The organism is Methylovorus sp. SPW-M1 (assembly GCF_053848825.1).
Window position 1 is genome coordinate 635,760 of sequence record NZ_CM132626.1, and the last position, 13,860, is coordinate 649,619.

The following is a 13,860-nucleotide window of genomic DNA, read 5'->3' on the forward strand; positions in this document are numbered from 1 at the left end:
TGCAAAACGACGCAATGCGGCACCGGGAGTTATGATGTTGGACCACGAATTTGGCATTATGCTCATAATGATTAAACGCAAAAAACGGAGATCACGCCTATGCCCAAGTTAAAAATCCGGATTTCCCACGGCAATGTCACTGCCATGGGCCCAGGCAAGGCCGATCTGCTGCGTGCGATTGAATCCACCGGATCCATTTCAGGCGCGGCAAAAGCCATGAAAATGTCCTATCGCCGTGCCTGGCAGCTGGTGGATGCGATGAATGCCTGTTATCGATTGCCGCTGGTGGAAACCGCCATGGGGGGCGCGAATGGCGGCGGCGCCAAAGTTACGGAATTCGGTTTTCATATTCTTCGATGCTATGAAGAGCTGGTGCGCAAAAGTGAGCTGGCAGCGGTTGCCGAGTTACAGCAACTCATGGATTTTGCCGTTTAAGTAGAGGGGTAACAAGATAGTCTGCGGTAGTTGAAGTGCTGTTCCAATACGAATCGCTATTCCCGAATGGAAATAGCGATAGTATGATGCTGTACCTAATTTCTTATAAATACATTCAGGGAGAGTCAACATGCAAACGTACAAACGACGCACGATTTCTTTCATGGTAGCCAGTCTTTTCTCCACACTTGCCCCTGCGCTAATGGCGGCTGAGGTGGATCCGGAAACCCGCATTCGCCAGCTTGAACAGATGATGCAGCAAATGCAGCAGCAACGCGCTGAGCAAGACAAGCAAATTGAGATGCTCACCAAAGAGCTGGTCGGCATTGAAAACCAGATCAGCCAATCCAAAATCGCCAAAACCGAAGAAAAAGGCAAGAGCGAGGGAAGCCCCGTCTATGCAGCATTCAAGGATGGCCTGGTGTTTGATGATGCCAGTGGCAACTGGAAGTTGCAGATCAATGGGCGGGTCCAAATGGATTACCGCGACTATGAGGAAAATGACTGGAGAAAAGATACGTTCAGTATTCGGCGTGCGCGTTTTGGCGGCACATTTACCTTCCTGAAAGACTATGCCGTGCGCATCGAAGGCGAGTATGCCAACGCCACGGATGGCTCACGTGGAACTACAGCGCTTACCTACGGGTATCTGGATATCAACTGGTGGAAACAGGCCCGTATTCGTATTGGTCAATTCAAGCCGTTTTTTGGGCTCGAGCGTGCCTATGGCACCAATTTCACTGACTTTACCGAGCTTTCGCTCGCCACCAATAATGGATCCTCCTTTAACTCGACCTATGACCGCGGCGTCATGGTGTTTGGCGATCCTTTGCCATGGCTTAATTACAACGCCTATGTCGTGAATGGTACCGGGCAGAACGACGACGAAATTAACAGTACGGGAAATACGCCAGCGACCAAGGTCGATAATACAAAGGATGTTGGGGGGCGCGTCAATGCCAACCTGGCCAAGCTCTGGAATATAGACAACGCCGTCATTCATATTGGCGCCTCTTTCAGTGACGGTAGTTTGTCACCGGCCACCACGCCAGCCTCGACGGCATTTACCCAAGCCATTAATCAGTCCACCGAAGCTAACGGGGTTCAGTTTTTCAGTGTGTCCGGCATCCAGTTGGGGCATGCAGATCGCAGGCGTGCCGGGCTGGAAACCGCGCTTACTTATGGCCCCATCAAATTGCAGTCTGAATATATCCGTACCAATTTTGAGGGCACCAAACTCACTGCGCCTCTCGGCAATTTCGATAATGACATCAAGGCCTGGTATATCAATGCCACCTGGATGCTGACGGGAGAGTCGTATGCCGACAGCTACAAAGGCGGTGTTTTTGGGCGTATCAAACCCAAAAACAACATGGCCATGGGCAAAGATGGTTGGGGGGCCTGGGAAGTTGGCGTTCGCTACAGCAAATTTGACGCTTCGGATTTCAAAAACATGCTGGCCAACACTTCTACCAACATTTATACCGCGGAGGCCGATTCATGGACGGCAGGCCTGAAGTGGATCATGACCCCCAATGCCCGCATGATGCTGAATTACATCCATACCGATTTTGATACCCCGGTGCTGGTGAATGGCAAGCGTAGTGATCAGGAAAGCGCCATGGTCATGCGCGCGCAATACGATTTCTAATTTCAATCTCAGGAATATCTTATGAAAAAGATGACGTTTGCATGGGGTCTGTTAGCCATGCTCATCACCTCCTCGGCACTTGCCGAGGACAAGGTGACGGTATTTGCCGCAGCCAGCCTCACCAATGCCCTGGCCGAGATAAGTGCGGCCTATGAAAAAGAGAAGGACGCCAAAGTGACGCAGTCTTATGCCGCTTCCTCCGCCTTGGCCAAGCAGATTGAAAATGGTGCTCCGGCCGATATTTTTATTTCGGCGGATACCAAGTGGATGGATTATCTGCAGGACAAGAAACGCATTGAGGCCGCCTCGCGTAGCAATCTGCTCGGCAATAAAGTGGTGTTGATCGCGCCCAAGGGGCGTGGATTCAAGGTCGACTTTAATGCGGGCTTTGACTTTGCCAAGGCGTTTGATGGGCGGCTATGCACGGGTGATGTGGAGGCGGTGCCTATTGGTATCTACGCCAAGCAGGCGCTGGGCAATCTCAACTGGTGGAATGGGGTGAAAACCCGGATTGTCGGAGCGCAGGATGTGCGTGCGGCGCTGGCGTTTGTGGCACGTGGCGAGTGTGCTGCCGGGATAGTGTATGAAACCGATGCCAAGGTGAGTGACAAGGTCGAGATTGTTGGCGTGTTTCCGCAAGAGACCCATGCGCCAGTGGTGTATCCTGTTGCGCGGGTGGCGGGGGCAAAAAATGCTGACAGTGCTTTTCTCACGTATTTGAAAAGCCCGTTTGCTGCCGATATCTTCCGCAAATATGGATTTACCCCCTTATTTTAAAGGCGTGTTCTGGTGTCGATATTGCAGTTAACTCCTGAGGAAATGGCGGCCTTATGGCTATCCGCCAAGGTTGCCTTTTTTTGTACCTTGCTGATTCTCATCCCTGGCGTATTGCTAGGGTGGGTGCTGGCTCGCAAGCGCTTTTTCGGCAAGGCCTTGCTGGATAGTGTGGTGCATTTGCCATTGGTGCTGCCGCCCGTGGTGCCGGGTTTTCTGCTTCTGCTGCTGTTTGGCAGTCAGGGCTTCTTGGGCAAATGGCTGCAAGAGACATTTGGCATCAGTATTGCGTTTACCTGGATGGGGGCGGTGGTGGCCTCGGCCATCATGGCCTTGCCCTTGATGGTGCGATCGGCGCGTCTGGCCGTCAGCCAGGTTGATCGCGGTCTGGAGTTAGCTGCGCAGTCTTTGGGCGCACACCCATTGCGCGTATTTTTCAGTATCACCTTGCCATTGGCTTTGCCCGGTATTCTCACGGGCATGGTGCTGGCGTTCAGCCGCAGCCTGGGCGAGTTTGGCGCCACGATTACCTTTGTGGGCAATATTGAAGGGGAAACACGGACATTGCCGCTGGCGATCTACACCTATACGCAAATACCGGGAGGCGATATGCCTGCGCTGCGCCTCGTCTTGTTGAGTTTGTTATTGGCATTTGCGGCGCTTTATTTCAGTAATGTCATGGAGCAGCGCGCCTTGCGTCGCATCGGGAGTGGCGATGATAGAGCTTGATTATGCGCTGCGCCGCGGGGAGTTTGCCACGCGCGTCAACGTCACGCTCGATGATAGTGTCACCGGCGTGTTTGGCCCGTCCGGCGCAGGAAAAACGACCTTGCTGGGGACATTGGCAGGCTTGGTCAGGCCGGATGCCGGGCGGCTGGTGCTGGATGGCGAATGCCTGCTGGATACTGAACGCGGCATTGACCTGCCTTTGCACAAACGCAGGATAGGCATGGTGTTTCAGGATAGCCGGCTGTTCCCGCATCTCACTGTCAGCCGCAATCTGGAATATGGTTACCATCGATTGCCTCGTGAGCAGCGCCGCTTCAGCCTGGCGCAGATTGTTGAACTGCTTGAGCTAGGCGCTTTGTTGCGGCAAAAGCCGCATCAACTTTCGGGTGGTCAGCGGCAGCGGGTCGCACTTGGACGAGCCTTGCTGAGCTCACCGCGTCTCCTGTTGCTGGATGAGCCGATGGCATCGCTGGATGTCAGGCTCAAGATGCAGATTTTGCCGTTCATGCAGCGCGTGCGCGACGAGATTGATATTCCCATGCTGTATGTCAGCCACGCCATTGATGAGGTGCTGCAACTGACCTCGCGCATGCTGGTGCTGGAGCAGGGGCACGTGATTGGCTATGGTGATTTTGTGGATGTGATGCAGGATACCCAGGTGCTTGCTCTGGCGCGCTCGCTGGGCATGGAAAATGTGCTGCAGGTGGAATTGCTTTCGCATCATCCGGCAGAAGGCTACTCAGTTGCCAGGCTCGGCGCTCAATCCCTGTTTATCCCGCTTTCCGCAGGGGCGGTGGGCGATCGCATCACCATTTCCACGGCGGCGTCCAATGTCGCCCTGGCGAGCGAGCCGGTTTCAGGCATCAGCATACAGAATCAGCTGCCAGGCACGCTGGGCCAGATGCGGCAGGTGGACCACCGCATGCTGGTCGATGTGGTGCTGGAGGCACATACGCTGGTGGCTGAGGTAAGTGCAAAGGCCATTCAGGATCTGGCCCTAAGCCCGGGGATGAAAGTGCATGCGTTGATTAAAACCCAGGCCTTGCACCTTTACGGTCAGGCGCTGTGAGGGGCAGGAGCGTTGTCGCGGATGTGAAAACCGGGCATTTGAAGCCCGGTTGATATTAATTGCGCTGATACAGCCTGAAGCTTTCGCGGCGGTCTGTCGCGCGTTTGCCGTGCCAGATCATGTTCCATTCCGGGCCCGGCTGGAACTTGGCCCGACCACGTTCATCCTGAATCAGATACAGATCGCAGCGACGACCTGCATGCGATTCCGCGGCGTGAGGGCGAATGCCCAGGTAATAATCCAGCAAGGCGTATTGGGAGCTGCCCAGATTCCGCTCCACCATGCAGTGGTAATTGGCCGGCAGGGCTTTTTGCATGCTGCTCATCACCGGGCCATAGCTCTTGGCAGTATCAATCCATGGTAACCATAGTGCCATCAGCAGGCTCCAGGCCATGGTGATGCCGACGGCCCAGTCCGTCACTGCAGCACGTATTGAGCGTTTGGCGTTAATGACAACGGCCAGCCAGATCAGCGTGATGAGAAAAGCAGCGGCAAAGCCAATCCAGTTGAACACCGGATGGTGAATCGAGGAAAGAAACTGCATGCGTTCGGCCAGCTTTTCGGGCCAGCCCGTCATCATGGCAAACCACCCCAGCCAGATGAGGAAGCCGATCATGCCAAACAGAATGAGACCAAACCAGTTCAATGCGCTGGCGGCACCGCGCTTCAGCGTTTCAACGCTGCCACCGGCCAATACGGCTAATGGCAACAATAAAGGCAGGGCGTAAATCTCGCGCGTATTGGCACCAAAACCAATCACGATAAAACTGATGGCAAAGAATGTAATCAGTAACTGAAAACGGGGTTTTAGCAGCAGTACCGTGCGATAGCGCCATAAGCCCCAAAGCGCAATGGGCAGTGCTGGCCACGAAAACCATGCCAGCGTATTCAGGAAGTACACATGGCTGGATTGCGTGAAAAGCTCGCTATTGGAATGTTGCCATGCGGCAAACAGGTCAGGCGATGTGTGCCAGAGCAGTAGCGGCCATATGGCCAGCCAGGGGGCCGCCACCAGTATGCTCAGGCCGAGAACAATGGCATAGCTTCGGGTACGCCAGGAGCTGAAGAGAATGGGCAGCAGCAGGGCGGTGAACAGAATCGGGATGGCATACAGCAAGCCGGTCGTCAGGAAGCAGATGCCTATGCCCGATCCCAGCAAGGCACTGGCGCGATACGGACGACGCTTGGCCAGTGCCAGCGCATACAGGCCCATGGCGGAGCCCGTGAGGGCTGCCACCTCTGGCATCAGCAAGTGGGCGGAAACAACCAGCCCCAGCGATCCCAGGAAGATAAACGTGGTTTGGCGCCCGGCACCGCGACCCCATAATTCGCGGCCCAGCATGCCAACCAGCAACAGGGTGAGTGCCATCCATACGCCGCTTACCAAGCGGGCGCCATCGTGCATAGGTAGCCAAGGTTGTAGCAGTTTTGCCATGCCAGCGGCGCTGAGGTAGTACAGCGGTGGATTTTCTATCGTGCTGTCACCCGCGACTACGGGGGCAATCAGGGCATGGCCGTGCAACATGGATTTGACGATATTGATGGCTTGGGATTCGTCAGGCTTCCAGGGGGCGTGGCTGATCAGGCCCAGGCATACCCACACTGCGCACAGGAGGATAAGCAAACGCGTTTTTGCGCTCTCGCCTATGCGGGCGCGTGGTGTGGCCAGATTGCCTTGCCAGTCATGTTCCAGCTCAAAAGCCATGTGCTATCTCAAGAGGTTACTGCTGCAGTGTATACGATGTCATGCGCCCAGTCTGCCGATAGGCCGGGCTTGGTGCGACACAAATGAAAAAGGCAGCCCAGGCTGCCTTTTTGCGTGCATGTGCACAAGAAATTACATGCCGTACTTTTGGCGGAATTTCTCAACGCGACCAGCAGTATCCAGAATCTTTTGCTTGCCGGTGTAGAACGGGTGCGATTGCGAAGAAACTTCAATCTTCACCAGTGGATATTCTTTACCGTCAGTCCACTTGATGGTTTCACGTGTGGAGATGGTAGAACGTGTAATAAAGCTAAAATCGGCGCCGATGTCCTGGAAAACAACTTCGCGATATTCAGGATGAATGCCTGATTTCATAATCATTTACCTCAAATTGGCCGGTATGTGCGGCGGGTAGTGGTTCACATGCGACAACTGCGAAAGGTGAGCATTATATTGATTCAATGGTTCTTTTGCAATACTCGCCTGCAAGTTGCCTGTTGTGACAGAAAAAGGGGATTTTCCGCTGATCTAGCAGCAAGCTGCCCTGATTTTTAGCCTCGACGCATGGAGTCGAAGAAATCGGCGTTGTTCTTGGTGGCCTTGAGCTTGTCCAGCAGGAACTCCATCGCTTCGAGATCATCCATGGGGTAGAGCAGTTTGCGCAGCACCCAGATTTTTTGCAGGATGTCTTTTTCAATCAGCAACTCTTCGCGGCGGGTGCCGGATTTGTTGACGTTGATGGCGGGGTATTGGCGCTTTTCGGCCATACGGCGATCCAGGTGGATTTCCATATTGCCAGTGCCCTTGAATTCTTCGTAAATCACATCATCCATGCGCGAGCCGGTATCGACCAGCGCGGTGGCAATGATGGTCAGCGAGCCGCCTTCTTCAATATTGCGGGCAGCGCCAAAGAAACGCTTGGGACGTTGCAATGCATTGGCATCTACGCCGCCAGTCAGTACCTTGCCGGAGGCCGGTACTACCGTGTTATAGGCACGCGCCAGGCGTGTGATCGAATCCAGCAGGATCACCACGTCTTTTTTATGCTCGACCAGGCGCTTGGCTTTTTCCAGCACCATTTCGGCGACCTGAACGTGGCGGGTAGCGGGTTCGTCGAAGGTGGAGGCAACCACTTCGCCCTTCACCGAGCGGGTCATTTCCGTCACTTCTTCCGGACGTTCGTCAATCAGCAGCACGATCAGGCTGACGTCCGGGTGATTGGCGGTAATGGCATGGGCAATGTGTTGCATCATGACCGTTTTGCCGGATTTCGGAGGGGCCACCAGCAAGGCGCGCTGGCCTTTGCCGATAGGCGCAATCATGTCAATGACGCGGCCGGTCACATTCTCTTCACCGCGAATATCGCGTTCGAGTACGAGAGGCTTGGTGGGGAAGAGGGGGGTGAGGTTTTCAAACAGGATTTTGTGCTTGGTGTTTTCTGGGGCTTCGCCGTTGACGCTGTCGACTTTTACCAGGGCAAAGTAGCGTTCGCCGTCTTTGGGGGTGCGAATCTCCCCCATGATGGAGTCGCCGGTATGCAGGTTGAAGCGTCGAATTTGCGAAGGTGAAACATAGATGTCGTCCGGACCTGCCAGGTAGGAGGTGTCGGGTGAACGTAAAAACCCAAATCCATCCTGCAATACTTCCAGCGTGCCATCCCCAAAAATGCTGTCTCCCTTTTTGGCTTTGTTTTTCAGCAGAGCGAAGATGAGGTCCTGCTTGCGCATGCGGCTCGCGCCTTCAATCTCGTTGGCGATCGCCATTTCGACCAGTTCGGTCACGGGAAGATGTTTTAGATCGGATAAATGCATAAGAGGAGGGCTCGCTGAAAATCGAAACTGCAGGGAGTGCAGTGAACTGCTAGGGAATTAGCGCCTGATTTCTAATTGGATGAATGACGCGTGGAGTTAAGAATCACGGTAACACAAAATCAGGCGCAAGCGTAGCGGTATTAAATATTGCTGTCAATAAAAGCAGTCAGTTGGGATTTGGACAGGGCGCCCACTTTGGTGGCTTCTACATTGCCGTTCTTGAACAGCATCAGGGTAGGGATGCCGCGAATGCCATACTTGGGAGGTGTTTGCTGATTTTCGTCAATGTTCAGTTTGGCGACTTTCAGGCGACCTTCATATTCTTTTGCGACTTCATCCAGGATAGGGGCAATCATCTTGCATGGGCCGCACCACTCAGCCCAGTAGTCAACCAGCACGGGCACTTGGGATTGCAGCACTTCCTGCTCGAAAGCGCTGTCGCTAATATGGGTAATATGGTCGCTCATGTGTGAACCTCTATAGAAAATGGGACTTGTAATTAAGATAGTGAAAACGAAGTATTGCGCTATCCTAGCGAAAAAAGACGCGTAAGTGAAGTATTCATGTCGGCATGATAATTGCTGATGATTGCCGGGTTACAGGGAAGGTTCAATACTAAAATCATGTGTTGTCGAAATGAATAGAATTCTGATGGATATTCTCGAACTGATCGAGGATGCCACTATCCCCAACATGGGGCATTCACAAGCAAATTACAAGGGAATGCGCTTAAGTAGTGCATTCCAGCCTATTTTCAGTCTTTCGCATTGCCGGGTGGTGGGCTATGAAGGCCTGATCCGGGCGTTTGATGAGCAACAGCAGGCGCTGCCGGTCTGGCGGATTTTTGAGCAGGCGATAACCGAGGCGGAGATTGTCGAGCTGGATCGTTTGTCGCGTGCCTTGCACATGCATAATTTCATGCAGCAGGGCCAAGCCGGCCAATGGCTGTTTCTGAATATCAATCCGCAGGTGATTGTGAACGGCAGGCACTATGGGCAGTTCTTTCAGGACCTGTTGGAACATTATGGTGTGTCGCCTTCCATGGTGGTGGTGGAGATCATTGAGGGCGCGATAGAAGATGAATCGCAACTCTCCGAGTCCGTGCAGTTTTACAAGAATCTCGGCTGTCTGGTGGCGATTGATGATTTCGGCGCTGGCCATTCCAATTTTGAGCGTATATGGCGGCTTTCTCCCGATATCGTCAAGCTGGATCGTTCCATGATTACGCAGGCGGCGAGCACGGCGGTGGCACGTCGCGTTTTGCCTGGCGTGGTGTCTTTGATACACGAGGCAGGTAGCCTGGTGTTAATCGAAGGCGTGGAAACCGAGCAGGAAGCCATTATCGCCATGGATACCGATGTAGACCTGGTACAAGGCTATTATTTCGGTCGGCCTGCGCCCTATCTGCTGCAGGAAACCCGCTCCGAATCCATTGCCAAATTATTCCAGGGCTATCGGCAATCCACCGTGCCTGAGATTCGCCATCAGAAAATGCAGGATGCCGTGGCTGCATTTCTTAAAGCGTCTGAGCAATTAGAGGCTGGCGCGCCACTATCCGGCGCCGTGCAAGCCTTGCTGGCTATTCCTGGCGTTGATCGTTGCTATTTGCTTAACCAGCAAGGCGTGCAGATAGGCACCAGTGAAGTAGCACCAACTCGCCGCTCCATCATGAGCGTGCGCTATCAGCCCCTGGCCGATGGCTCAGGAGCCAACTGGATCCGGCGGCCTTACCTGCGTCGCGCCCTGGGCAATCCCGGTGAGGTGCAGATGACGCGGCCATATTTGTCGATTGCCACTGGCGAGCTTTGCCTGACGATATCCATCGCCATCAAGCCCATGGGCGTTGTGCAAGTGCTGTGCTGTGACCTGGATTGGGATGTCAGCGCTTAATCCAGCGCGGTGAACTGAAAGCGCTCGAAGCCATGCGTACGCTCCACCAGTCTGGTGAGTACAATACGCCGGGTGCGGCCATCATAATCCAGCTCCATGATACGGTCTGGTGAATAACTGCCCACGGCCCCGACAATGCTGGCCTGCTGCTTCAAGGCATGGATGGCGGGTAGCAATAGCGCAAACTCAAACGACGGCTGGGATGGACGGCGCAAGCCGATGGCCCTGGCGGTCGGCGCAATGAGCTGGATGCCAATATCCAGATTGTCCTTTTCATCATGCATGGCCCAGCGGATGACGCCCGTCGCCCAGCCCTGCATATGGTCTTCTTTTACTGCAATCACTTCTCCCACATGCAACTGGCTGGTGAGCTTGGCTGGTTTGCGCAAGGCCATGCCTGCCGCGCTGACGTTGACTACCGCCCAGCGGGCCGCCTGCAGTTGCTCTGACAGCAGACCGGTACGGCCCACACTGGCAGGTTTGCTGCCCTGCCACGCGCGATTCGCCAGGGCATGCGCGGCAGGCATGCCGATAACCATGGATACACTGCTGCTCTTGCGCGAGCGCTTGAACACGCGCTTGGGCACTTTGCCCCAATGCTGCAGCAAGTAGCGCAAGAGATCGATATAACGCCCATCGGTGGCATCATCCGGCAATTCATGCGTGCTGATGATGGCGTTTTTCTTCTGCAATAACTGGATATGCTGATGCACCATGCGCGCCAGGCGTATGGTCAGCAGCAGAAGGTCGCTGCCGGTGGGTGGCAGGCTTTCATGCTTGCTGTAGGCTATGGGCGGCATATCGGTGTTGAGCTTGACCAGAAATACCGCCGCCGGATTTTCAATGCGCCCGGTGGCATGCAGTTCTGCCAGGGCGGCATGGCGCTCGATATAGTCGGCGACGCGACGAATCTCAGACGGTGTCAGGTTCTGCGGCTCAGCCAGTGCCATCAGCAATATCTGCTTGAACTGCGTGCTGATGCTGGTGGTTTTGCGTTCACCCTGTTCAATGGGCAGGTCTTGCAGTTCGGCCTGGACAGCATAGCGATACAACTGATGAATATCGCTCCATACACTGCCCGGCGCCGGAAAGTAAGTTTGAAAATAGATATGGATCAGGCCATTGAGGGCTTCAAAGGCGCGCAGCAATAGCAGTGCCATATGCTTGGGGTTGCTGTTGATCTTGAACAGCTTCTGCTGTTCGTCGATCAGCGCAATTTTGTAGCCATACGCCATTTCCAGCCACAAGGATTCCGCGATTTTGACATAAGCACGTGCTTCTACAGGCAAGGGCAGGCTGGCTTTGCCATAAATGCCTGCCAGGCGTCGATTCATGCTGATAACCAGCGGGCGATAGGTTTCCAGCGCCCGAAAACGGGCATCCGCAGGCACGACCTGCCGATTGAGGTTTTCCAACTCGTCGGCCATGGCAGATGAGGCCTCCAGCATGGGCAACTTCAGCCACTGGCCCATCAGCGTTTGCAGCTTTTGCGGCTGTGTCTCGGCAGGGATCAGGGGCTTGTCGGTAAGTGCTGGAATAGTGAGTGTTAATGCCATATTGCCTTCCACGAGTATGTAAACCAATGTTAAGACCTATGATGCCTTTTGTCACGGTGAACCCGGCAAGCTCTGTCAGTCATGAGTTAGAATAGCCCGCAACAAGGGATCACATAGGAACATCAGCAATGAAATGGTTGGAACAGGTATTTGAGGGCATCTTATGGAAGAGCCGTTTTGTCGTGATGCTGGCGGTGGTGGCCAGTTTGCTCGCGGGCTTTGCCATTTTCTACATCGCCACCGTCGATGTGTTTTTCCTGATCAAGCATGTCGCGCATTACGCCGACCCCGACCTGACCAATGAAATACGCAAAACCCTGCACGATGACACCGTCTCGCATGTGGTGGAAGTGGTGGATGGTTATCTGCTCGCTACCATCATGCTGATTTTTTCGCTGGGTCTTTATGAGCTCTTCATCAGCGACATTGATGCGGCCCAGGGTAGCAAGGCATCCAGCCGTGTGCTGGTGATTCACGATCTGGACGATCTCAAGAACCGTCTGGCCAAGGTCATCGTCATGATCATGATTGTTTCGCTGTTTGAACATGCGCTCAAAATGAAAATGACCGACCCGCAGGACCTCCTTACCTTTGGCGGCAGCATCGCTCTCATCGGGCTGGCTTTATTCCTGATGCATCGCGGCGAGCATCATCCCGCCTCTGCCCAGCACGCTGAACCTCACCATGGTGAATCGCACCCTGTTCAGCATAGTGCCGAGCATCAGCCGCATAGTCCCACAGGGAAATCCTGATTATGTACGCCCGCCTTCTGCTTGCCTTTATGTTGCTCATGCTGAGTGGCATTGGCATGGCGGAAGACGGATTCAAGCTACGCGATACCTCTGGCAAGGTGCAGCGATTATCGGATTACAAGGGGAAATGGGTGCTGGTGAATTACTGGGCGACCTGGTGCCCGCCATGTCTGGAAGAGGTCCCGGATCTGGTCAACCTGCATGATCAGCGGCACAAGCGTGATCTGGCCGTGATCGGCGTGGCCTGGGAATACAAGAACCCCGCCGAAGTGGCCCATTTTGTGGATGACATGCTGATGTCTTACCCGATAGTGCTGGGGGACGCGGAGGTTGCTGCCCAGATTGGCCCCAACACCGTACTGCCCACCACCTACTTTTACAACCCGCAGGGACAACTGGTGAAGGTGAAGCGCGGTCTGGTGACGCGTGCCTTTATTGAAAGCGTGGTTTCGGGGAAATAAGTTTTTGCTGCCGGACGGCGTCTATACATAGCACCCATAAAGCATACACCCATAAAAAAACGCCACGCGCAGCAGGCTGCGACGTGGCGTTTTTTATGGTGTTTACCGCTTAGTTTGGCGTTGGAATGCTGTTACCGGCAGAATCCAGAACATTGAGTTGATTCTCTTCAGCAAAATGCATGAGCTGGGTATAGCCTTCCGGATTCACCACCTTGAGCTTGAGATCCACCGCCAGGCAACGCACGCCATTGACGACGCGTGGCTTGAGGTAAGGTGAATAGCGCAGCTTGCGATCTGGCCCGAAGGTGGCGTAGGTGCTGCACATACGGTCCACCCAGTCGCTGGGCCGGAACGGTTTGCCTGCGCGGGTCAGGCCTTCAATGATGATTTCGTCAGGTAAGCTCATGGTCGGTTTGCCAAAAATTTCAATAATATCCGGATTATAGCAGTGCGCTCTTAGTCCATGTATTCAAAAACTTTGACCACTTTTTCCACGCCTGAGGTGCCGCTGGCGATATCCACCGCATCGGCAGCTTCCTGTTTGGTCACCAGACCCATCAGGAATACGGTGGATTTCTCAGTCACCACTTTCACGTAATTGGCGGGGAAGCGGTTTTCGGTCACCAGGCGGCCTTTTACCTTGGACGTGATGTAAGTGTCATTGCTGCGTGAGCTTAATGAGCTCTTGGGTGCCACCACCAGTTCATTGGTCACGCTGCGGACATTTTCCACTTCCTTCACAATCGACTCGGCTTTGGCTTTGGTTTCTGCATTGAATGCTTCGCCGGTGATCAGCACATTGCGGTTGAAGCTGGTGACGTTGGCGTGAATGTTTTCGCCTAGCTCACTGGCAATGCGTTGCGAGGCCTTGAGCTCAATGCCTTCGTCTTCAATGTAGATGCCGGATGTACGGCGATCTGCCGCCATGACACCGGTGGCAGCGGCGCCACCGACAATCGCAGGGAAGCAGCCCGCCAGTTGAGTGGCGAGGGCGGTAGCGATAAACGCTTTGGTGATGAAACGCATG

The 13,860-nt window shown here is 54.3% G+C and carries 15 protein-coding genes; 8 read left to right on the forward strand and 7 right to left on the reverse strand.

The genetic code is table 11. The features are described 5' to 3' along the window. Window positions 1-99 precede the first annotated feature (99 nt). From ACWWD9_RS02920 to modC, 5 genes are all read left to right on the forward strand, one after another. Window positions 100-435: a winged helix-turn-helix domain-containing protein gene (locus ACWWD9_RS02920; protein WP_455867672.1), complete on the forward strand. Its 336-nt coding sequence runs from the start codon at window positions 100-102 to the stop codon at window positions 433-435. A 130-nt stretch (window positions 436-565) separates the two neighbouring features. Then, window positions 566-2,086 (forward strand): OprO/OprP family phosphate-selective porin, encoded by a 1,521-nt coding sequence (locus ACWWD9_RS02925; protein ID WP_455867673.1) that lies wholly within the window; start codon window positions 566-568, stop codon window positions 2,084-2,086. 21 nt (window positions 2,087-2,107) lie between these two features. Further along, window positions 2,108-2,863 (forward strand): molybdate ABC transporter substrate-binding protein, encoded by a 756-nt coding sequence (gene modA / locus ACWWD9_RS02930; RefSeq protein WP_455867674.1) that lies wholly within the window; start codon window positions 2,108-2,110, stop codon window positions 2,861-2,863. Window positions 2,864-2,875: 12 nt separating this feature from the next. Continuing rightward, a complete protein-coding gene (gene modB / locus ACWWD9_RS02935; RefSeq protein WP_455867675.1) occupies window positions 2,876-3,589 on the forward strand; it encodes a molybdate ABC transporter permease subunit in 714 nt (237 codons plus the stop codon). Continuing rightward, entirely contained in the window at window positions 3,576-4,658 is a 1,083-nt protein-coding gene (gene modC, locus ACWWD9_RS02940; protein WP_455867676.1) for a molybdenum ABC transporter ATP-binding protein, read from the forward strand. The genes modB and modC overlap by 14 nt, the downstream gene beginning before the upstream one ends. Before the next feature lie 55 nt (window positions 4,659-4,713). On the opposite strand, the gene ACWWD9_RS02945 is transcribed toward modC, so the two are convergent. From ACWWD9_RS02945 to trxA, 4 genes are all read right to left on the reverse strand, one after another. Beyond that, a complete protein-coding gene (locus ACWWD9_RS02945; protein ID WP_455867677.1) occupies window positions 4,714-6,363 on the reverse strand; it encodes an ArnT family glycosyltransferase in 1,650 nt (549 codons plus the stop codon). A 132-nt stretch (window positions 6,364-6,495) separates the two neighbouring features. Next, a complete protein-coding gene (locus ACWWD9_RS02950; RefSeq protein ID WP_015830863.1) occupies window positions 6,496-6,738 on the reverse strand; it encodes a type B 50S ribosomal protein L31 in 243 nt (80 codons plus the stop codon). A 176-nt stretch (window positions 6,739-6,914) separates the two neighbouring features. After that, window positions 6,915-8,174 carry a transcription termination factor Rho gene (gene rho, locus ACWWD9_RS02955; protein ID WP_013443047.1) on the reverse strand — a complete coding sequence of 420 codons (1,260 nt, stop codon included), beginning with the start codon at window positions 8,172-8,174 and terminating at the stop codon, window positions 6,915-6,917. A gap of 140 nt (window positions 8,175-8,314) precedes the next feature. Further along, the gene (trxA, locus tag ACWWD9_RS02960; RefSeq protein ID WP_013443046.1) at window positions 8,315-8,641 is read right to left on the reverse strand and encodes a thioredoxin TrxA; all 327 of its coding nucleotides are present in this window, start codon (window positions 8,639-8,641) and stop codon (window positions 8,315-8,317) included. 169 nt (window positions 8,642-8,810) lie between these two features. Here trxA and ACWWD9_RS02965 point away from each other — a divergent pair, with 169 nt between their 5' ends. Continuing rightward, window positions 8,811-10,064, forward strand: coding sequence for a sensor domain-containing phosphodiesterase (locus ACWWD9_RS02965; protein ID WP_455867678.1), 1,254 nt, complete (start codon window positions 8,811-8,813; stop codon window positions 10,062-10,064). Here ACWWD9_RS02965 and ACWWD9_RS02970 read toward each other — a convergent pair. Further along, window positions 10,061-11,620: a hypothetical protein gene (locus ACWWD9_RS02970; RefSeq protein WP_041362877.1), complete on the reverse strand. Its 1,560-nt coding sequence runs from the start codon at window positions 11,618-11,620 to the stop codon at window positions 10,061-10,063. The two genes, ACWWD9_RS02965 and ACWWD9_RS02970, sit on opposite strands and share 4 nt — an antisense overlap. 128 nt (window positions 11,621-11,748) lie before the next feature. Here ACWWD9_RS02970 and ACWWD9_RS02975 point away from each other — a divergent pair, with 128 nt between their 5' ends. Beyond that, entirely contained in the window at window positions 11,749-12,372 is a 624-nt protein-coding gene (locus ACWWD9_RS02975) for a YqhA family protein (RefSeq protein ID WP_455867679.1), read from the forward strand. 2 nt (window positions 12,373-12,374) lie between these two features. Continuing rightward, window positions 12,375-12,833, forward strand: a complete 459-nt coding sequence (locus ACWWD9_RS02980) for a TlpA disulfide reductase family protein (RefSeq protein WP_015830859.1) — start codon at window positions 12,375-12,377, stop codon at window positions 12,831-12,833. Between the two features lie 109 nt (window positions 12,834-12,942). Here ACWWD9_RS02980 and ACWWD9_RS02985 read toward each other — a convergent pair whose 3' ends face one another. Together ACWWD9_RS02985 and ACWWD9_RS02990 are read right to left on the reverse strand one after the other, a co-directional pair. Next, window positions 12,943-13,239: a DUF3579 domain-containing protein gene (locus ACWWD9_RS02985; protein WP_013443041.1), complete on the reverse strand. Its 297-nt coding sequence runs from the start codon at window positions 13,237-13,239 to the stop codon at window positions 12,943-12,945. A 50-nt stretch (window positions 13,240-13,289) separates the two neighbouring features. Next, a complete protein-coding gene (locus ACWWD9_RS02990; RefSeq protein WP_013443040.1) occupies window positions 13,290-13,859 on the reverse strand; it encodes a BON domain-containing protein in 570 nt (189 codons plus the stop codon). Window position 13,860: the final 1 nt, after the last annotated feature.